This is a genomic window from Rhizobium sp. 01T437, assembly GCF_056398505.1.
This window is the reverse complement of sequence record NZ_JBFTPM010000003.1, coordinates 426004-446360: the sequence shown is the minus strand read 5'-3', so window position 1 is coordinate 446360 and position 20357 is coordinate 426004. Positions and strand designations below refer to the sequence as shown.

Below are 20357 nucleotides of genomic sequence, written 5' to 3'. Positions count from 1 at the left end.
CGAGCGATAGAGGCGCGGATTGGTCACCATTGTACCAACGGCTGCCACTCCCGAACAAACCGCAGCCCCTCACGGCGAAACGTCATGACGTCAATATTTTCCGCGCCGTTCTCGGGACCAGTTGGTTCGCTGGCGAGTTCCTACACGTCGATCAATCGTTGAGCGGTAAACTTATCCGTTACCAGCATGTCGATGACGCCAACGCGAAGGGCTCCTGAGATCGCTGCCGTCTTCTTCGCGCCGCCAGCCAACGCGATGACCCGATCCACCCGCGCAAGGTCCTCGAGTGGAAGGCCTATGACCCGGTCATCTAGCGGCGTTTTCACCGGTTTGCCATCCTTGTCGAAGAAACGCAGTGAAATGTCACCGACGGCGCCGGCCTCGGCGAGATCGGCGAGTTCCCGCGACGAAAAGATGTTGCCGGAACGGGCAAGCAATTCGGACGGCTCAACCGCGCCGATGCCGACGATGGCGAGCGTGATGCTGCCGAAGAGATCCATGGTCTCACGGACGAAGGGATCCGACTGCATCAGGAGCCTGGCTTCCCTCGAAGTCGTCACGCCCTGTACGGGGAGCAATTTGGGTTCGGCCCCGGTGAGGCGAGCAAGGCGCGTGGTGAGCTGCGTTGCATGCGTCTGCACCGAGGGGTCGCCCATGCCGCCGAGGGTTTGGACGACGTATTTTACCTGGGCGCTTTTCTGCGGATGGATGTTTTCGACCATCTTGAAGATGGTCTGGCTCCAGCTCGACACCCCGACGATCTCGCCAGGCGAAAGTGTGATTTCCAGAAGATGGGCTGCGGCTTCACCGATCCGGGCCATGATGGCGCCGTCCCGGTCCTCGCTGCACTCGACGACAATTGCTTCGGGAAGGTCGAACTTTTGTCGCAGCGCCCCCTCGAGCTCGCTGTAGGTGCCGACCGGCGGGATGACGCTGGTGCGAACGATATCCTCGGCCTCGGCCCTTTTCAGCATTCGCGAGACCGTCGCCTGGGAAAGCCGCAGATGCTGTGCGATCTCCGCCTGCCGCCGCCCTTCGATGTGGTACATCTGGGCAACCCTGGAAATCAGGCGGAGTTCGTTGAGGCGGGACATGGGCTATACCAGCTTGAATTATTATTCACATTTAGCCGGTGTCGGTCGCGACGTCGAGCGGGCCAGCGCATCATTCCATGTATTGAGAAGGCCGATGCGGTCGATCGCTTCGGGGCGGATCACTTCGGTGCTTCGGGGCAATGCCTCGATCACATCGAGATCCTTCCACAGGCCGAGCGAAAGCCCGGCGAGATAGGCGGCACCGAGAGCGGAAGCCTCCGGTGCCTCGCACTGGATGACGGCATGCTCGATCAGGTTCGACACGCATTGCATCAGGAAACGGTTCTGGCTCGGGCCGCCGTCGACATAGAGAGCGCCGAGTTTACCGCCGCTCTGGGCGCGCATTGCGGCGATCACGTCATGCACCTGGCAGGCGATCGAATCCGTCACCGAGCGGGCCATCTGGGCGCGGGTCGTGGAAAAGGTGATCTGAGCGAAGAGCGCGCGGGCGTCGGAGCTCCAATAGGGCGCGCCAAGGCCGACGAAGGCGGGCACGAATCCTGGTCCCCCAGTTTCAGCCGTCGCCGCAAGGTCGACGAGGGCGGCCACATCGGCAAGCCCCAGAATGCCGGCCATCCAGGGAAGGCTTGCGGCCGAAACGAGGATGTTGCCTTCGAATGCGAAGGTCGGCACGCCGGCGATCCGCCAGGCGACCGTCGTGGTGATGCCGTTTTGCGGCGCGATGAAACACGGCAATGTCGTCATGACGGAGGAGCCGGTTCCAAACGTCACTTTGCCGTCGCCGGGCTTGAAGGCGCCGTGACCGAAGAGCGCCGCATGGCTGTCGCCGATGGCGGAGCGGATCGGCGTGCCGTCCGGGATGCCTGGAAGGCCGCGCGTCGTGCCGAAATCGGCAGAGCTGTCGAGTACTTCGGGCAACAGAGCGATATCGACGCCGAAAATTTGGCCGAGTTCTTCGCTCCAGACCTGGCCATTGAGGTCGAACAGCTGGCTGCGGGCGGCATTGGAGGCGTCGCAGACATGGCGGCGTCCACCCGTCAGGCAATGGATTAACCAGCTGTCGATCGTGCCGAGACGCACGCGGCGGGCGGCGGGCACGCGATCGAGCAGCCAGCGGAATTTCGATCCGGGAAACATCGGGTCGAGGGGCAGGCCGGTCAGCGCCTGTATGCGGTCGAGATGACCTTCGGCGATGAGGCGCTCGCAGTCAGGCGCGGTACGGCGGCATTGCCAGCTGAGCACGGGACCGACCGCTTCGCCGGTGTCAGCATCCCACAACGTGACAGATTCGCGCTGGTTAGACACCGCCACTGCCTCGACGGTCGCACCGGAGGCATTTTTCAGGCAGGCCTCGATCGCTTCGCAGACGGAGGCAAAGATCCGGCGGGGATCCTGCTCGACCCAGCCCGGTTGCGGATAGGAGATGCCGACGGCGGCCGAGCCTCTGGCAAGCACCTCTCCTGTTTCGGAAACCAGAACTGCCTTCGAATTGGTGGTGCCCTGGTCGATTGCCAGAATAGCCCGCATCATCTTCTCCTCAGACAATGGCCGGGGCGGATGCACGCCCCGGCTCAATAGACCTGCTATCAGATTATTTGCGCTTGATCAGCGCCTCTGCCGCTTCGGCGATCGCCGTCGGCGCCATGCCGAATTCGTCGAGGAGGAATTCGGCCGAACCCGTCGGCGCATAGATGCCGGGAACGCCAAGACGCTTCATCGGCACGGGCGCGTTGTCGACGACCACTTCGGCGACGGCGGAACCGAGGCCGCCGAAGATCGAATGTTCTTCCGCCGTCACGATCGCACCGGTCTCGTTGGCGGCCGCGATGATGGCGGCCTCGTCGATCGGACGAACAGTTGCCATGTTGAGCACGCGCGCCTTGATGCCGCGCTCTGCCAGGATTTCGGCGGCCCTCACCATGCGGTGGGTCAGCGTGCCGTTGGCAATCAGGGTGACATCGGAGCCTTCGCGCAGCAGGTTCGCCTTACCGACTTCGAACTTGTGGCCTTCGGGCAGCAAATCCGGAACGCCGACGCGCGACAGGCGCAGGAAGCAGGGACCATTATAGCTTGCGGCCCATTCTACGGCGGCGGCAGTCTCGATCCGGTCGCATGGCGCGATGACGGGCAGGTTCGGCAGCACGCGAGTCCAGGCGAAGTCCTCGATCGAATGATGGGTTGGGCCAAGTTCGCCGTAAGCCATGCCCGAGGAAATGCCGACGAGCTTAACGTTGGCATTGGAGTAGGAAATGTCGGCCTTGATCTGCTCGAGCGACCGGCCGGTCAGAAACGGCGAAGCGCCGCAGACATAGGGCAGGCGTCCGCCATTGGCGAGACCGGCGCCGACGCCGACCATGTTCTGTTCGGCAATGCCGACATTGACGAGGCGATCAGGAAATTTCGACTTGAAGCCGCCGAGCTTGGAGGAGCCGACCGAGTCGTTGCAGACGGCAACGATGGTTTCGTTCTCGGTCGCCAGCCGTTCGAGCGTCGCGGCAAAGGCATCGCGGCAATCATAGAGCTTCGGTGGGTTTACGGGCGCGTTCATTAGAGTGCCTCCGACAGTTCTGCCAATGCGGTTTCATACTGTTCCTTGCTCGGAACCTTGTGATGCCAGTCGACGCGATCCTGCATGAACGAGATGCCATGGCCCTTGTTGGTATGCGCGACGATGCAATGCGGGCGGTCACTGCGATGCTCGAGAGCGGGCACGATCGCGTGCATGTCGTTGCCGTTGATTTCGCTGACCTCCCAGCCAAAGGCCTCGAGCTTGGGGCGAAGCGGCGCGAGATCGTTGGTGTCCGAGAGGGAGGCGCCCTGTTGGAACCTATTGTGGTCGATGACCAGCGTCAGGTTGTCCAGGCGGAACTGGTATCCTGCCATGATGGCTTCCCAGTTGGAGCCTTCCTGCATCTCGCCGTCACCGGTGATGACATAGGTGTGGTATTTAGCGCCCGAGAGTTTCGCCGCCTTTGCCATGCCGACAGCGACCGGCAGCCCGTGTCCCAGAGGCCCCGTATTGGTTTCGACACCCGGCACCTTGTTGCAGTTCGGGTGGCCGTTCAGCCGGGAATGCGGCTTCAGGAAAGTCGCGATTTCCTCTTCCGGAATGAAGCCCCGCTTGGCGAGCGTCACATAGAGCGCGCAGGCCGTATGGCCCTTCGACAGCACGAACCTGTCGCGATCGGGATGTTTGGGCTGATCAGGCCAGATGCGCAGCACACGGAAGTAAAGCGCGGTGAGGAGATCGATCACCGACATCTCGCCACCAATATGGCCGGCGCCTGCCTCGTATACGGCCTGGAGGTCGCGCAGACGTATCTGGCGAGCAACACGTTCAAGTTCGGAAGGCTCCATCGTTTCCTCTTGTGCATAAATATTCATGTAGTTATATTTTTGCATACAAGCGGCCTTAGTCAAGCCCCTTATTGGTCATTGTGCTTCGCCCTTCAGCCGAAAAGCTGGTTGACAGCATCTAAGCAAGTTGTTAATGAATTTTCCAGCAGACATGAATAAATATTCTTACTTGAAGAAATATTGCCCGCCGGCCTTAATCCCAGGGAGGAACGATGGTGGCGATCGACGTGAATGAACAGAGCCGTCCGTCCGGTACGTGGGTAAGCAAGCTCACGGGGGCAACCGGCCCGCTCATCGGGCTGCTTTTGCTCTGCCTGTTCCTGACCTTCAGCACTGATGCATTTCTCTCCGTCCGCAATGGTCTGAACATTCTCGACCAGATCACCGTGCTCGGGATCATGGCAGTGGGCATGACCTTCGTGATCCTGATCGGCGGCATCGACCTTTCAGTCGGTTCGGTCCTGGCTCTCGCGATGATGGTGATGGGCTGGACGGCGAATGTCGCCGGCCTGCCGCTCGGCATCGGCATCGTAGTGGCGCTCATTGCCTCGATGATCAGCGGCCTGATCGTCGGCATCATGGTCACCTGGTTCAGGGTGCCTGCCTTCATCGCGACACTGGCGATGATGTCGGCTGCGCGCGGCGTGGCGAACATGATCACCGACGGCCAGCAGATCGTCGGCTTCCCCGACTGGTTCATGATGCTGGCCATTGACCGCCATTTCGGCATTCTGACTGCAACCGTCTTCCTGATGTTGGCTGTCGTCGCCGCTGCTTGGGTTTTCCTGCACTTCCGCGCAGAAGGCCGCATGCTCTATGCGGTCGGCGGCAATCCCGAAGTTGCTCGTCTTGCCGGCATCAACGTCCAGCTTGTGACTATTCTTGTTTATGTGGCGAGTGCCGTCCTTGCAGGTCTTGCCGGTATCGTTCTTGCTGCCCGTCTGGACTCGGTTCAGCCGTCCAGCGGTTTTGGCTACGAGCTGGACACGATCGCGGCCGTCGTCATCGGCGGAACCTCTCTGTCGGGAGGCGCAGGCGGTATTGGCGGCACGCTGATCGGCGTCCTGATCATCGGCGTGCTGCGTAATGGCCTCAACCTTCTCAACGTCTCGCCCTTCCTGCAGCAGGTCATCATCGGCGTCGTCATCGTGCTTGCTGTCGGCGCGGAAACGATCCGGAAGCGACGGGCCGTCTGATCACTCGGCCCGCAGACGATGCGGGCCTGAAGAAATTCCTCTCCGAGAGGTTTGGAGCGGATCTATCGCCCGAGGGGGAGGATACCCGAGGGTTCACTAACAACGGAGGAACTGACATGAAATTTGCGCGCACTCTGCTCGCGTCTGCCGCCCTGCTTGGCCTCAGCCTCGGATCCGTCCAGGCGGCCGAAGTCAAGAAGCTCGGCCTTGCCGTCGCCAATTTGCAGGCAAACTTCTTCAACCAGATCAAGCAGTCCGTCGAAGCTGAAGCCAAGAAGCGTGGCATCGAGGTCCTCACCGTCGACGCCAAGGGCGATGGCCCGACCCAGGTCAACCAGATCCAGGACCTGCTGACCCAGGATATCGACGCACTGATCTACATCCCGGCAGGCGCTGCTGCAGCCAGTGTGCCAGTCAAGCTCGCAAAGCAGGCCGGCATTCCGGTCGTCAACGTCGACCGCAATGCTGAAGGCGCTCCGGGCGATACCTTTCTGGCGACCGATTCCGTCGCCTCCGCCAAGGCGGTTTGTGACTACATCCTCAAGGAAGCCGGCGGCAAGGGCAAGATGGTCATCATCCATGGCCAGAAGGGCACCACGCCTGAACTGGACCGCACCAAGGGGTGCCAGGAATCCCTGAAGGCCTATCCGGACGTGAGCGTCGTCGCCGAGCAATATTCCAACATGTGGAGCCAGGACGAGGGCTTCCAGATCATGCAGAACATGCTCCAGTCGAATTCGGATGTCTCGATCGTCTTTGCCCAGGCAGATGGACTGGCGCTCGGTGCGGCCCAGGCGATCAAGGTCGCTAATCCATCGCAAAAGATCGTGGTCGGCGGTTTTGATGGCGACACCGCTGCACTCGAGGCCCTCAGCAAGGGTGTGTTCGACGTGACCGCAACACAGCAGACGCAGAAGATGGGCCGGGATGCGGTGGAGAACGCGGTCAAGCTCGCTGCCAAGGAAAAGGTGCCGCCGGTCCAGCTGATGGATGCCACGCTGACGACCAAGGAAAACGTGGCAGGCTTCATCGCCAACCATCCGTAATCAGTCGAAATCTCGAGGAGGTGTACTGTGACCGAGCCGGTTCTTTCCCTGAGGGGCATATCCAAGCGCTACGGACCGCTCCAGGTTCTGAAAAATGTGGATCTGGACGTCTATCCCGGCGAGGTGGTGGCACTTCTCGGCGAAAACGGCGCCGGCAAGTCGACGCTGTCGAGCATCATTGCCGGATCACGCACACCGTCCGAGGGCACGATGACATGGCTGGGGCAGCCTTATGCCCCAGCCGCTCCACGCGAGGCGATCGACAAGGGCGTCGTGCTGATCCATCAGGAACTGCAGCTTCTGCCGCATCTTTCCATCGCTGAAAATGTCTTCATCGGACGATGGCCGATGAAGAACGGCGTGGTCGACCGCACCCAGATGGTCCGCCGCGCCCAGGAACAGCTCGCACGGCTGAACCTGCACATTCCCGCGACCCGAAAGGTCGCTGGTCTTTCGACCGCTAACCAGCAGCTGATCGAGATTGCCAAGGCGCTGGCGCTCAATGCAAAACTCCTGATCCTCGACGAGCCGACCGCAGCCCTTGGCGGGGCGGAGACGGAAGCCCTGTTCGAGCAGGTGCGCAAGCTCCGCGCCGAGGGCGTGGGCATCATCTACATCTCCCACCGCATGGAAGAGATCAAAAAGATCACCGATCGCATCGTCGTGCTTCGCGACGGAGAGCGCGTCCATGAATTTGCCGACAGTTCGACGCCGGTGCGCACGATCGTCGAAAGCATGGTCGGCCGCTCGCTCGATCGCATGTTTCCGACCCTTCCCGAGCCGACCAGCCGCCCCGTGCTCGAAGTGTACGGCCTGACGTCGCCGGATGATTCCTTCCGGGATGTAAGTTTCGAGGTTCACGCGGGCGAGATCCTCGGCATTGCCGGCCTCGTCGGTGCCGGCCGCACCGAGCTCGTGCGGGCGATTTCCGGTGCCGATCCAATCAGCGCCGGCTCGATCCGGCTGGAAGGCGAGGCGTTGAAGCTGCGCAGCCCTGCGGATGCGATCGCCAAGGGCATCGTTATGGTTCCGGAAGATCGCAAGGATCAAGGGCTCGTCGTTGCACACAAGATCAGCGAAAACATCATCTACGCCAATCTCGACAAGCTTGGCGGGCGCTGGCTCACCTCGAGCGTGAAGCGCGTTTTCGCCGAAAAGGCGGTGGCGAAATTCGGCGTCAAGGGGCGTGCGGAGCAGTTTGCCTCCGACCTCTCGGGTGGCAACCAGCAGAAGGTCGTCATCGCCAAATGGCTGATGCGCGATCCGAAGGTCGTGGTGCTGGACGAGCCGACGCGCGGCATCGATGTCGGAGCCCGCGCCGGCATCTACGATATCATCGTCAACCTGGCCAAGCAGGGTGTCGCGGTCATCGTCGTAAGCTCCGACCTCGAGGAGGTTCTCGGCGTATCGAACCGCATTCTCGTGCTGGCTCAGGGCAAGCAGGCAGGCATTTTGAAGCGTGACGAGGCGAACGACGTCTCGGTCATGGAACTGGCGACAATCTAGGCAAAGACAGAAAGGAAGAGCGGTGTCCGACATCTCTCTGAACGCACCGAAACTATTTGATCTCAGCGGCCAGGTCGCCATCGTGACCGGCGCCGGCAGCGGCATCGGGCAAAGGATCGCCATCGGTCTTGCCCAGTGCGGCGCTGACGTGGCGCTTCTCGACCGCCGCAGCGACGATGGTCTTGCCAATACCGCCAGCCATATCCGGACTGTCGGTCGCCGCTCGATCGAGATCGCCGCCGATGTGACCAGCAAGTCGTCCCTGGCGGATGCCGTCGCTCGCACCGAAGCCGATCTCGGCGCCCTGTCGCTTGCCGTCAATGCGGCCGGCATCGCCAACGCCAATCCCGCCGAGGAAATGGAAGAGGACCAGTATCAGACGCTGATGGACATCAACCTGAAGGGCGTCTTCCTTTCCTGCCAGGCCGAAGCGCGCGCCATGCTGAAGAACGGCCGCGGCTCCATCGTCAACATCGCCTCCATGTCCGGCGTCATCGTCAACCGCGGTCTTAGTCAGGCCCATTACAACGCCTCCAAGGCGGGCGTGATCCATATGTCGAAGTCGCTGGCGATGGAATGGGTCGGGCGCGGCATCCGCGTCAACACGATTTCGCCGGGCTATACCGCAACGCCGATGAATACCCGGCCGGAGATGGTGCATCAGACCAAGCTCTTCGAGGAACAGACGCCGATGCAGCGCATGGCTGGTGTCGACGAGATGGTCGGTCCGGCCGTCTTCCTCTTGTCGAATGCCGCAAGCTTCGTGACGGGCGTCGATCTGCTCGTCGACGGCGGCTTCTGCTGCTGGTGATGACATGCGTAAACTGATCGCAGGCAATTGGAAAATGAACGGTCTCGTCTCCTCCCAAGCTGAGATCGAGGCGCTGAAGGGGCTAACGGGCGGTGCGACGTGCGATATCGTCGTCTGCCCGCCCTTCACGCTGATCGACCGCGCCGTGGAGCGGGTCAAGGATACGGATCTCGCCATCGGCGCGCAGGATTGCCACGCGCAGTCGTCGGGTGCCCACACGGGCGAAATTTCCGCCGAAATGCTTGCAGATCTCGGTGCGCGCTATGTCATCCTCGGACATTCCGAACGCCGTGTCCTGAACGGCGAGGACGATGAGATTGTGCTGGGGAAGGCGCTTGCCGCGCATCGGGCAGGCTTGATTTCGATCGTCTGCGTCGGTGAGACACGCCATGAGCGCGACGAAGGCCGGGCAATCGAAGTGGTCGGCGAACAACTGCGGGGATCTGTCCCCGAGGGTGCTACCAGCCGAAATCTTGTCGTCGCCTATGAACCCGTCTGGGCAATCGGAACCGGACTGGTGCCGACCCACGAACAGATCGAGGAGGTCCATGCGGCGATCCGGCAGATGCTCGAAGAGCGGCTGGGCAGCGATGGCCATTCGGTCAAGATCCTCTATGGCGGCTCGGTCAAGGCATCCAATGCAGAGGCGATATTCGGGCTTCGCAATGTGGACGGAGCGCTGGTCGGCGGCGCTTCGCTGAAGGCGTCGGAATTCGCTGGGATTATTTCGGCGGCCGTTTGAACTCCGAGTGCGGAGACAAGTGTCGCCGGTGCAGATCGGCGCGCTCACGCCGGCACCGTTGAAAGGAAGAGAGAATGCAACGTTTTGAAAACAAGACCGTCGTCATTACCGGTGCAAGCCGCGGTATCGGTGCTGCGATCGCCAAACGCTTTGCGCGCGAAGGCGCCAATCTCGTCGTTTCGGCCAATGAAGACAGCGTGCATGGCGTGGCCGAACAGATCAAGGCCGATGGCGGCAAGGCTATTTCCTTCGTTGGCGACGTCACTGACAAGGCAAGCGTCAAGGCCCTTTACGACGCAGCCGAGCAGGCATTCGGCGCAGTCGATGTCTCCATCCAGAATGCCGGCGTCATCACCATCGCCCGCATCGAGGATATGACCGAGGGCGAGTGGGACAAGGTCATGGCCGTCAACACCAAAGGCGTGTTCCTCTGCGCCCAGGAAGCGATCGCCCGCATGCGCAAGCACGGCCGCGGCGGCCGTATCATTAACACGGCCTCCGGCCAGGCGCGCGACGGCTTCATCTATACGCCGCACTATGCCGCCTCGAAGATGGGTGTCGTCGGCATCACCCAGAGCCTCGCCAAGGAAGTCGCGACCGACGGCATCACCGTCAACGCCTTCTGCCCGGGCATCATCGAGACTGACATGTGGGCCTATAACGACCAGGCATGGGGCAAGCTGCTCGGCAATTACGGCCCCGGCGAACTGATGAAGGAATGGGTCGAAGGCATCCCGATGAAGCGCGCCGGTTCCGGCGAAGACGTCGCCGGCCTGGTCACCTTCCTTGCCAGCGACGATGCAGCCTACATTACCGGCCAGACCATCAATGTCGATGGCGGCCTCATCATGTCCTAGCTCTGTTCGGCAATAGGAAACGGTGCTTTCACCCCTGCGAGGCAATTCCCGCGACGAGATCTGTACCCAACCTCTTGCAGAACAAGGCCTTCATCATCTATCTAAGTAATGTTCTCAGGGCGGGGTGCAATTCCCCACCGGCGGTATCGAGGCAACTCGGAGCCCGCGAGCGCCTTCGTGGAAGCGAAGGGTCAGCAGATCCGGTGAGATGCCGGAGCCGACGGTCACAGTCCGGATGGAAGAGAGCAACGCAGAGGACACCGCTCGGCACGCGGTGTTTCATATGCTTGTTCGCCCAAGGGAAAATGGTGGCTTTTGACAGGCCATGTATGCCGCACGCTGCGGCTAACCCTTGAAAGGCAGAGAAGATGGCAATTTCCAAAATCGAAGATGCGATCGCCGCGATTGCGCGTGGTGAGATCGTGGTCGTCGTCGACGATCGTGATCGTGAAAACGAGGGCGACCTCGTCATCGCGTCCGAGGCGATCACCCCGCAGGCGATCGCCTTCATGATGAATTATGCCCGCGGCCTCATCTGTGTGGCCATGGAAGGCGAGCGGCTCGACGAACTGCAGATCCCGCAGATGGTCCCCAACAATACCGAACTTTTGAAGACCGCTTTCACCGTATCGGTTGACTATATTCCTGAAACGACGACCGGAATTTCGGCCGCTGACCGCGCCGCGACGGTTCGTGCGCTCATTGCCGAGAATTCCCGCCCCGAGGATTTTGCGCGGCCCGGCCATATCTTCCCGCTGCGGGCGCATCCGAACGGCGTGCTTTCTCGTCCCGGCCATACCGAGGCGGCTGTCGACCTCGCAAGGCTTGCAGGCCTGTCGCCGTCGGGTGTCATCTGCGAAGTGGCCAATGATGATGGCACGATGGCGCGCCTGCCCGAGCTTGAGCGGTTTGCCGAACGGCACGGCCTCCATCTGATCACAATCGAGGATCTCATTGCCTATCGGGGCGTGAGCGCGCCTGTTAAGGCCGCCTAGTAAGCGCGCCTTGGCCTGGCGTAGAAGAGCCACGGCGAACCAAGATCCGCGTGGGTGCCGCTTGTCTAGTCCGCAACGAGGCACCCGTGCTCTGGCACGGATAAGCAGCGTGAGCTGTTAGCTCGACGAAGGCCCGATCACGCGGGCCTTCGATATTTCACGATACCTTTAGACGACGAGTGCTAGCGCCGGCCCCTGATCGTCCGTCTTGCGTTCCTGGCCGGCCATGCCTTCCAGGCTCTCGGAGGCCAGCAGATTGAACTCCCGACGTTCTTTCTCCGATACGATCGCGAGGTCGATGACCTTCTGCAGGTTGGCGGCATGGCGGAAGGTGGGATCGTCCTGCTTTCCGGTCCTGACCGCTTCGGCAAAGCGCTGGTAGTTGGTTACCACTGCCGGCACCTCGATGTCCCGCCAGGTGGCGCTTTCAATATCGTCACCGAAGCAGCCGCGAAGATCCGAGCCGTCAGGACGATGGGTGACTTCGAGACTGCCTTTTTCGCCATAGATGCGCAGCTTCAGCTCGTTCAGATGACCGGTTGCCCAGCGTGTCGCATGGATGACGCCAAGCGCGCCGTTGGCGAAATCGACCGACATGGTGAAGCTGTCATTGGCATCGAGCATATATTCGCCGATCTGGCCGCCCGGCGCCTTGTTGAAGGTCTTGAGACGCGCAAAGACATGGTCGATATCGGTCGCAGCGCCATAGGCGGCAAAATCGAGAATATGAATGCCGACATCGCCGAGCACGCCGTTCGAACCGTGACCGGTGGAAAGACGCCACAGCCAGCGCGATTCCGTGCGCCAGTCGCCCCAGGCGCGAGACACCAGCCAGCTCTGCAGATAGGAGGCCTCGACATGGCGGATGGTGCCAAGTTCGCCTGCCAACACCATCTCGCGGGCGCGCTGCAGCGGTGCGACGTTGCGATAGGTGAGGTTCACCATGTTGATCACGCCGGCGGCCTCAGCTGCTTCCGTCATTTCGAGGGCGTGCGCATAGTTTTCCGCCAAGGGTTTTTCGCAGAAGACGTGCTTGCCGGCAGCGATCAAAGCCAGGCTGGTTGCGTGGTGGACACGGTCGGGCGTGACGTTTGTGGCCGCATCGAACCCACCCCAGACAATCGCCTCTTCGAGCGTGCTGAAGCGTTTTTCGATGTTGAAATGATCGGCGAATTCATCGAGCCGAGTCCGATCCGTGTCGACGGCACCGACCACTTCGACGCCATCGATGGCGAGGAAGTTGGCAACCTGGTTTTTGGCCATCATGCCCGTACCTAGAACGAGTAGACGCATTTGCTCGTCTCCTCAGCGGTAACCGGCTTCGCCGGCCTGGTGCAGTCTCGGGCCGCGCTCGACGATCGGCTCCAGTGCCTTCTCTACCGGCACATTGGGAGCATCGGTGATGCTCTTCAGGTCGCCCTGCGGGTTATAGGCCCACTTCACGCCGTTGATCAGCACCTTCTGCACGTTTGCATCGTGATAGGTCGGGTAGGTTTCGTGGCCGGGGCGGAAATAGAAGATATTGCCCGCACCACGGCGCCAGGTGAGGCCAGACCGGAAAACTTCGCCGCCCTGGAACCAGGAGATGAACACCGTTTCCAGCGGCTCCGGCACGGAAAACTGCTCGCCGTACATTTCTTCGTTTTCCAACTCGAAATGCTCACTGATGCCGGCGGCGATCGGATGGCGCTGATTGATCGTCCACAGGCGCTCGCGCTCACCCGCCTCGCGCCATTTGAGCGCACAGGGCGTGCCCATCAGCCGCTTGAAGATCTTCGAGAAATGGCCGGAATGCAGCACGAGCAGGCCCATGCCTTCCCACACCCGCTTGGCGACGCGCTCGACGACGACATCGGAGACCGCGCCATGGTCCTTGTGGCCCCACCAGGTCAGAACGTCGGTCTCGGCAAGCCGGGCTTCGCTGAGGCCGTGTTCGGGTTCCTGCAGCGTTGCCGTGGTCGCGGAAATAGCCGGATCGGTGTTCAACGCCTTGGCGATCGTGGTGTGCATGCCGTCCGGATAGATCTCCCGAACAATGGCATTGGTATTTTCGTGGATGTTCTCACCCCAGACGATGGTGCGAATAGACAAGTTTCTGCTCCTTCACAGCAAGTGGCGGACCGGAACCGATGGGAAGCGGTCGGATCCTGTTTGTTTGATTGGTGGTCAGGCTGCGCCCTTGAAAGGGACCTTTTCGAGGGCGCGTCCGGATTGGTCGAAACGGTGAATGCGATCCTTGACCGGCGACACGCCCAGTTGCTGGCCGGGCTGGTGGCTCGATACGCCGGTTTCTCGAACGGTGAGCGGTTCGGCTGAGCCGATGTCGAGATAGACGAAGCTGTCCGAGCCGAGGATTTCTGAGTGGATGACAGTGCCCGTCCAGGCAGGGTCCTGATCTCTAAACTCCATATGTTCGGCTCGCACCCCGATCGTGTGGGCATTATAGGGAGCCGCGAACGGTCCGGAGAGGAAGTTCATTTTCGGCGAGCCGATGAAGCCGGCGACGAAGATTGAGTTCGGGGTTTCGTAGAGTTCGATCGGAGTTCCGACCTGTTCGACGACGCCATCGCGAAGAACGCAGATGCGATCGGCAAGCGTCATGGCCTCGACCTGATCGTGAGTGACATAGATCATCGTCGTGTCATGCATGCCGCGGTGAAGCTTGGCGATCTCCAGCCTTGTGGCGACGCGCAACGCAGCATCAAGGTTCGACAATGGTTCGTCGAACAGGAAGACCTTCGGGTCGCGAACGATGGCGCGGCCAATGGCCACGCGCTGGCGTTGGCCGCCCGAAAGCTGGCGCGGCAGGCGCTCCAGATAGGGTGAGAGCTGCAGCATGCCGGCTGCCTGTTCGACGCGCGCCTTGCATTCTTCCCTGGTTCGGCCGGAGAGCTTCATGCCGAAGGCCATGTTTTCGTAGACCGTCATATGCGGATAGAGCGCGTAGGACTGGAAGACCATGGCGATTCCGCGCTTCGACGGGGAAAGACGATTGACTGGCTGACCATCGAAGGAAAGCGTGCCTGACGTTATGTCCTCCAGTCCCGAGATCAGTCGCAGCAAGGTGGACTTGCCGCAACCGGACGGGCCGACGAAGACCATGAATTCACCCTTGCGGATGTCCATGCTAACGCCCTTGATGACTTCGAATGCGCCGAAGCTCTTGCGGATATTGTCTAATCTAATTTGTGCCATATCTCGCTTTCCTCAGCCTTTGACGCCGCCGGCGGTCAGCCCGGAAATGATCCGGCGTTGAAAAATAAGAACAAGGATGACGACGGGCACGGTAACGATGACCGATGCCGCCATGATATTGCCCCAGGGGATTTCGAACTGACTGCCGCCCGAAAGGAGAGCGATCGCTACCGGCACCGTCCGTTGCGCATCCGACGAGGTGAAAGTCAGGGCGAACAGAAATTCATTCCAGGCCGTGATGAAGGCGAGCAGGCCGGTGGTGACCAGGGCCGGCCACATCAGCGGCATAAACACCTGCGTGATGATGACCCAGGGGGAGGCGCCATCGACGATGGCCGCTTCCTCGATCTCGATCGGCAGATCCCGCATGAAGGTCGTCAGCACCCACACCGTGAAAGGCAGGGTGAAGATCATATAGGAGAAGATCAGCGCGAAGGGAGTGTTGAAGATGCCGATCCAGCGAACGAGTTCGAATAGCCCTGCGAGCACAGCGATCTGTGGGAACATCGAGACCGAGAGGATGGTCAGCATCAAGAGTGCCCGGCCCCGGAAATGCACGCGGGCAAGCGCGTAGGATGCGGTCACGGCGAGCAGCAAAGAGGCGGCGACCACGAGGCAGGCAATGAGCAGCGAATTGCCGAGGCTGCGGATGAAGCTACCGGTCGTCAACACGCCGGTATAGTTTTCCAGCGAGATCGAGGTCGGCCAGTAGGTGACCTCGAAGAGCGCGGTGCCGGCTTTGAAGCTTGTTAGTATCGCGTAATAGAACGGGAAGACCGCGATGATGACGATGACCGCGACCAGCAGATAGAACAGTGTATTCTTCGTGGCTGTGAGCAGCATCAGCGTTCGTCTCCGCCGAGATTGACGCGGCCGAGCCAGATGTAGAGCACGGTAACGGACGCGATGATAAGAAAGAGAACAGTGGAGGCGGTTGCGCCATAGGCGAACTTGTCGAAATCGAAGAGGTTTTCGCGCGCCATCACCGACATGGTCTTGGTCTGGGCGTTGTTCGGTGTCAGCACGTAGATCAGGTCGAAGATGCGCATGGCATCGAGCATGCGGAAGATCACAGCGACCATGATTGCCGGGCGGATCAGCGGAAGGGTCAGACGCCAGAACACTTTGATGGGGTTGATGCCGTCGATCTTTGCGGCTTCGTAAATATCGGCCGGAACCATTTGCAGGGCGGCGAGGATCAGCAACGCCATGAAAGGCGTTGTCTTCCAGACGTCGACGATCAGAACGGCGATCATCGCTGTCTGAGGATCAGCGGTCCACGCGATCTTCTGGCTGATGAGCCCGAGGCTGAGAAACATGTCGTTGAGGATGCCGAACTGGTCGTTGAGCATCCATGCCCACATTTTGGCGGAGACGATGGTCGGGATCGCCCAGGGAATGAGGATAGCGGCGCGCACGATGCCGCGGCCAACGAATTGCGCGTTCAACACAAGGGCGACGATGAGGCCGAGCGCGGTTTCGATCGTCACCGACAACAGCGTGAATTTTGCCGTGTTCCAGACTGCGCCCCACCAGGCGGGATCGGCCAGCAGTCCTCTATAGATCGTGCGGCCGCTCTTCAGGGTGACCCAGGAGAGGTAATTGTCGAAGCCGACGAACTGGGCATCGCCGAGGTTCGTCAGCGACGCGTTGGTGAAGCTGAAATATATGGTGCGGAACAGCGGCCAGCCGGCAACGATGGCCAGGATCAGCAGGGTCGGAGCTAGGAAGATCCAGGCGGATCGGACACGTTCCGAGCGCAGATCCGAAGCGATTGCCTTCGTGCGCGCGCCTGTGCTCAGATTTTGGGAGACTGCAACTTCACTCATGGAATATCCGCTTCATGAGACAATCGACGACGGCGTTATCGGAAGCGGCAGCGACGAGATATCCGACGCTGCCGCCTTGATTTGTTACCAGCCGCTGCCTTGCAGCGTCGTCAGATCGGCTTCGAGAAGCTCTAGGTTTTCTTCGGCTGTACCGCTGCCGGAGAGCGTATTGTGCACGGCGGTCCAGAACTTGGCGGAAACCTCGTTATACTTGACCTTGGCAACAGCCGACGGCCGCGGCACCGCGTTTTCGAAGATCGGCTTCCAATTCGGCATGAACGGCTGCGCAGAAGCAATGTCCTTGTCGTCATAAAGCGCCGACAAGGTCGGCAGGTTGGAAAGCTCGATGGCGCGCTGCTTTTGGCTTTCCTTCGACGTCAGGAACTTGACGAGTTCGATCGCCGCATCCGGGTTCTTCGAATATTTCGAGACGGCGAGATACCAGCCGCCGAGCGTCGAGGAGGGTTTGTCGCCTTCTGCGGCAACGGGAAGTGTCGTCACGTCGAACTTGCCCTTGACCGGGCTGTCGGCGCCGTTGCCCAGCGCATAGGCGTAGGGCCAGTTACGCATGAAGACGGCGTTGCCGGTCTGCCAGACACCGCGGGATTCTTCCTCCTGATAGGCGAGCACACCGCTCGGTGAAATCGTGCCGATCCAGCCCTTGGCGCGATCGAGCGCTGCCGCAGCCTTCTCGTTATTGATCGAAATCGTTCCGTCGGTCTCGATGATCTGGCCACCGCCCGAGGACTTGACCCATTCCAGCGCATCGCAGGTCAGGCCTTCATAGGCATTGCCCTGGAAGACGTAACCCCAGAGATCCTTCTGGCCGGCGGCGCGTTCCTTCTCCTGGATTTCCTTGGCGGTTGCCTCCATCTCGTCCCAGGTCTTCGGCGCCTGCTTGCCGTATTTCTCAAGCAGATCCTTGCGGTAGAAGAGGGCCGGCGCGTCCGTATAAAGCGGCATTGCAACCAGGCGGCCGTTCACGGTCTGGGAGGCAACGATCGCCGAGAAAAAGTCGCCGACGACGTCCTTGGTGGCATCCTTCAGGTCGACGAACTGGTCTGCCAGCTGCGGGGCCCAGATAACATCCGTCTGGTAGACATCGACATCCGTGTTGCCGGCTGCGAGCCAGAGCCGATACTGCGAAAACTGTTCAGTGGATGAGGGCGGCATGGTTACGATCTTGACCGTATTGCCGGTGGCTTTCTCGAAGGCATCGAGCTGCCTGCGGAATAGATCGAGGTTCTTGCCGGTAGAGCTCGCTGAAATGCTGATCTCGGCGGCAAAGGACGGAACTGACGCGCCAATAAGCGCAGCCGCAAGGGCGGCCGCTGTGAAACGAAACTTCATTTTCTCCTCCCAAAGACCAAATTGAAATCGATTTGGTTGTGAAAAACTGTCAGAAGCTCGATACCGTGTCAAGGGAGGTTCTTGTCTGCGACCTATACTTGTTCATATATCCAAAATATCGTTGAAAATCAATGATAAACCCAAATGCCATGATTTCCTAATTCGCGCCGGTGTTTATCCGGCGGCGGATAAAATTGAAATCGATTTGAGAAAATATAATCGACGGCATAGAATGTGGAATTTGCGAGGCCGATGGTATAGATGCCCGGCAGCGCAGGCGATGAAAGTTATTTCGGTCAATGAAACTCAAAGAGTTCGCAAAACAACTTGGATTGTCTCCAACGACCGTCAGCCGTGCGCTCAGTGGCTACCCCGAGGTAAGCGAGGTGACGCGCGCCCGCGTCGTCCAAGAGGCCGTGCGGCTGGGCTACCGGCCGAACGTCAATGCGGTTAGGCTGAAAACCGGCCGGGTTGGCGCCATTGGCGTCGTCATGGGGCGCGCTGGCGAGTTCCATTTCGCGGAATTCATGGCCGGCATGGCGGAGCGTCTTATCACGGAAGACACTGATATCCTGGTCATTCCGATGGCCAATCCCGAGTATGATGCCGAGATGCAACTCTACAGGCGGCTGGCGGAAAGTCAGCGGGTGGATGCGATCATCGTGCATTCGCCTCGACCCAATGACCAGCGCATCGCGCTGCTGCATGAACTGGGAATGCCGTTTCTCGTTCATGGCCGTTCAGACATCGACGTGCCGCACCCCTGGCTCGATATCGATAATGAAGGGGCTGTGCGCCGCGCGACCTCGCATCTGATCGATCTCGGTCATACGAGGATTGCGATGATCAATGGCCGCGAGGGCGCGACTTATGCGCTGCATCGCGACATCGGTTACCGCAGCGCCCTGCAGAGCCACGGGATCGATGTCGATCCGCAACTGATCGCCAACGGCAATTTCACCGACGAACTCGGTTTCCGCTTTGCGCGGTCATTTCTCGAGCAGCCGAAGCGGCCGACCGCGTTTGTCGCGGGGTCGATGATGACAGCGCTCGGCATTTACCGTGCGGCGCGTTCGCTTGGGCTCCAGATCGGCAGCGATGTCTCGGTCATTGCTCACGATGACGTCTTTCCCTATCTGACGGCCGACAATATGGTCCCCTCGCTGTCGGCAACCCGGTCGTCGATGCGTGCGGCTGGTACGCGGTGCGCCGATCTCGTGCTGCAACTTTTGGCCGGGCGTTCGCCGACGGAGATTCACGAATTGTGGCCGGTTGAGCTCATCCTTCGCGAGTCCACCGGGCCAGTGCGGGCGCTCCGGACCTGAGCGATTGGGCGTTTGTGAAGCCTTGCTGATATCATCGCGCTGTCTTGCGTGATCGCCAGGAACTCGCGCGTCGACATCGGACACAGGGTCGAGTGGGGACCGGCATATTGGTCGCTCGCCAAGGCCAAGCGCATCGCTTGAGGCGAGGTTGTCGCCTCGCTGCCCGCTCGGTGCTGAAGGGTTACGACGTCTGTACTGCCAATGTTGGACAATCGGCAGAGGGAGAGCCCGCGCTCAATTCTCGCAGCCGCGATATTATCAGCGATTCACGAAGCTTTGGCCTCGAAAGTGGGTGCGAAATCACCCAGCGATTTCGCCTTCAGGATCGTGCCTTCGATATCCTGCTCCACGATCGCTTCGAGATCGGCAAAACTGTCGATGACGTAGTAGATCGGCTGGAGGATATCGATCCGGTAGGGCGTCCTGAGTACGCTTAGCAGATCGAACGGCCGAAATTCGCATGCCTTGCCTTCCATCGCCGCCTTCGCTTCGCTTGGCGATGAGACGATCCCTGCGCCGAAGCAGCGGCGGCCTTGCGGCGTGTTGATCAGGCCGAACTCAACGGTGAACCAGAAGATGCGGAACAGATGCCATGAATAGCCCTTGCCGAGGCGGACGGCTGTTTCTCCGAAATGCCGTACGAAATTGGCATAGCTCTGGTTGGTGAGCATCGGGCAGTGGCCGAAAACCTCGTGGAACAGGTCCGGTTCCTCGATATAGTCGATATGCTCGCGACGGCGCAGGAAGGTTGCGAGCGGGAATTTGCCTTGTGACAGAAGTTCATAAAAGCGCGAGGGCGGAATGAGCGCCGGCACGCCTTCTACGCCGAAGCCGGTGGTCTCGTTCAGGCGTCTGTTCACATCGAGAAGCTGAGGCACCTTGTCGGGCTTCAGCCCCAGCATTTTCACGCCATCAAGATATTCGCGGCAGGCCGTATCGGCGAGCAGCTTCATCTGACGCCGGTAGAGTTCGCCCCAAATCGCATCTTCCTCAGTTGTATAGGCATATAAACCGTCCGGGCCAGGCAGTTTGGTGGTATAGCTGCTTTCCTTGGTCATATTCCGATCCTCCCGGGATAGCGTTTCTGCCATTA

Annotated in this window: 19 protein-coding genes and 1 riboswitch; of the genes, 8 read left to right on the top strand and 11 right to left on the bottom strand. The window is 60.4% G+C overall.

Features of this window, described 5'->3' with window-relative positions:
- Window positions 1–140: 140 nt before the first annotated feature.
- The 4 genes from AC1DM5_RS08375 to AC1DM5_RS08360 all read right to left on the bottom strand — a co-directional run bounded on the left by AC1DM5_RS08375 (window position 141) and on the right by AC1DM5_RS08360 (window position 4412).
- The gene (locus AC1DM5_RS08375) at window positions 141–1094 is read right to left on the bottom strand and encodes a sugar-binding transcriptional regulator (RefSeq protein WP_310382358.1); all 954 of its coding nucleotides are present in this window, start codon (window positions 1092–1094) and stop codon (window positions 141–143) included.
- Between the two features lie 21 nt (window positions 1095–1115).
- On the bottom strand, window positions 1116–2582 hold the full coding sequence (locus AC1DM5_RS08370) for an FGGY family carbohydrate kinase (RefSeq protein WP_477818768.1): 1467 nt from the start codon (window positions 2580–2582) through the stop codon (window positions 1116–1118).
- Window positions 2583–2646: 64 nt separating this feature from the next.
- On the bottom strand, window positions 2647–3603 hold the full coding sequence (locus tag AC1DM5_RS08365) for a transketolase family protein (protein WP_477818767.1): 957 nt from the start codon (window positions 3601–3603) through the stop codon (window positions 2647–2649).
- Window positions 3603–4412, bottom strand: coding sequence for a transketolase (locus tag AC1DM5_RS08360; RefSeq protein ID WP_477818766.1), 810 nt, complete (start codon window positions 4410–4412; stop codon window positions 3603–3605). Before AC1DM5_RS08360 ends, AC1DM5_RS08365 begins: the two co-directional genes overlap by 1 nt.
- Before the next feature lie 212 nt (window positions 4413–4624).
- Between AC1DM5_RS08360 and AC1DM5_RS08355 the strand changes: the two genes are divergently transcribed.
- From AC1DM5_RS08355 to ribB, 7 genes are all read left to right on the top strand, one after another.
- Window positions 4625–5608: an ABC transporter permease gene (locus AC1DM5_RS08355; RefSeq protein WP_477818765.1), complete on the top strand. Its 984-nt coding sequence runs from the start codon at window positions 4625–4627 to the stop codon at window positions 5606–5608.
- A 116-nt stretch (window positions 5609–5724) separates the two neighbouring features.
- On the top strand, window positions 5725–6654 hold the full coding sequence (locus AC1DM5_RS08350) for a substrate-binding domain-containing protein (protein ID WP_477818764.1): 930 nt from the start codon (window positions 5725–5727) through the stop codon (window positions 6652–6654).
- A gap of 27 nt (window positions 6655–6681) precedes the next feature.
- Complete coding sequence (locus AC1DM5_RS08345) at window positions 6682–8160, top strand: sugar ABC transporter ATP-binding protein (RefSeq protein ID WP_477818763.1); 1479 nt, start codon at window positions 6682–6684, stop codon at window positions 8158–8160.
- A 22-nt stretch (window positions 8161–8182) separates the two neighbouring features.
- Complete coding sequence (locus tag AC1DM5_RS08340) at window positions 8183–8971, top strand: SDR family oxidoreductase (protein ID WP_477818762.1); 789 nt, start codon at window positions 8183–8185, stop codon at window positions 8969–8971.
- 4 nt (window positions 8972–8975) lie between these two features.
- Window positions 8976–9713: a triose-phosphate isomerase gene (gene tpiA / locus AC1DM5_RS08335; RefSeq protein ID WP_477818761.1), complete on the top strand. Its 738-nt coding sequence runs from the start codon at window positions 8976–8978 to the stop codon at window positions 9711–9713.
- Between the two features lie 74 nt (window positions 9714–9787).
- Window positions 9788–10570 carry a glucose 1-dehydrogenase gene (locus AC1DM5_RS08330; RefSeq protein WP_477818760.1) on the top strand — a complete coding sequence of 261 codons (783 nt, stop codon included), beginning with the start codon at window positions 9788–9790 and terminating at the stop codon, window positions 10568–10570.
- Between the two features lie 106 nt (window positions 10571–10676).
- Window positions 10677–10821, top strand: a riboswitch (FMN riboswitch).
- 117 nt (window positions 10822–10938) lie between these two features.
- Window positions 10939–11565 carry a 3,4-dihydroxy-2-butanone-4-phosphate synthase gene (ribB, locus tag AC1DM5_RS08325; protein WP_477818759.1) on the top strand — a complete coding sequence of 209 codons (627 nt, stop codon included), beginning with the start codon at window positions 10939–10941 and terminating at the stop codon, window positions 11563–11565.
- A 168-nt stretch (window positions 11566–11733) separates the two neighbouring features.
- On the opposite strand, the gene AC1DM5_RS08320 is transcribed toward ribB, so the two are convergent.
- From AC1DM5_RS08320 to AC1DM5_RS08295, 6 genes are all read right to left on the bottom strand, one after another.
- Window positions 11734–12858, bottom strand: coding sequence for a Gfo/Idh/MocA family protein (locus AC1DM5_RS08320; RefSeq protein ID WP_477818758.1), 1125 nt, complete (start codon window positions 12856–12858; stop codon window positions 11734–11736).
- Between the two features lie 12 nt (window positions 12859–12870).
- Complete coding sequence (locus AC1DM5_RS08315; RefSeq protein WP_477818757.1) at window positions 12871–13656, bottom strand: ThuA domain-containing protein; 786 nt, start codon at window positions 13654–13656, stop codon at window positions 12871–12873.
- Between the two features lie 75 nt (window positions 13657–13731).
- Complete coding sequence (locus AC1DM5_RS08310; RefSeq protein ID WP_477818756.1) at window positions 13732–14760, bottom strand: ABC transporter ATP-binding protein; 1029 nt, start codon at window positions 14758–14760, stop codon at window positions 13732–13734.
- Between the two features lie 12 nt (window positions 14761–14772).
- Complete coding sequence (locus AC1DM5_RS08305) at window positions 14773–15603, bottom strand: carbohydrate ABC transporter permease (protein WP_477818755.1); 831 nt, start codon at window positions 15601–15603, stop codon at window positions 14773–14775.
- Window positions 15603–16589 carry a carbohydrate ABC transporter permease gene (locus tag AC1DM5_RS08300; RefSeq protein ID WP_477818754.1) on the bottom strand — a complete coding sequence of 329 codons (987 nt, stop codon included), beginning with the start codon at window positions 16587–16589 and terminating at the stop codon, window positions 15603–15605. The genes AC1DM5_RS08305 and AC1DM5_RS08300 overlap by 1 nt, the downstream gene beginning before the upstream one ends.
- An 84-nt stretch (window positions 16590–16673) precedes the next feature.
- Window positions 16674–17939, bottom strand: coding sequence for an ABC transporter substrate-binding protein (locus AC1DM5_RS08295; RefSeq protein ID WP_477974844.1), 1266 nt, complete (start codon window positions 17937–17939; stop codon window positions 16674–16676).
- Between the two features lie 299 nt (window positions 17940–18238).
- Between AC1DM5_RS08295 and AC1DM5_RS08290 the strand changes: the two genes are divergently transcribed.
- Window positions 18239–19264, top strand: a complete 1026-nt coding sequence (locus tag AC1DM5_RS08290; RefSeq protein WP_477818752.1) for a substrate-binding domain-containing protein — start codon at window positions 18239–18241, stop codon at window positions 19262–19264.
- Between the two features lie 266 nt (window positions 19265–19530).
- On the opposite strand, the gene AC1DM5_RS08285 is transcribed toward AC1DM5_RS08290, so the two are convergent.
- Window positions 19531–20355, bottom strand: a complete 825-nt coding sequence (locus tag AC1DM5_RS08285; RefSeq protein WP_477818751.1) for a phenylalanine 4-monooxygenase — start codon at window positions 20353–20355, stop codon at window positions 19531–19533.
- Window positions 20356–20357 lie beyond the last annotated feature (2 nt).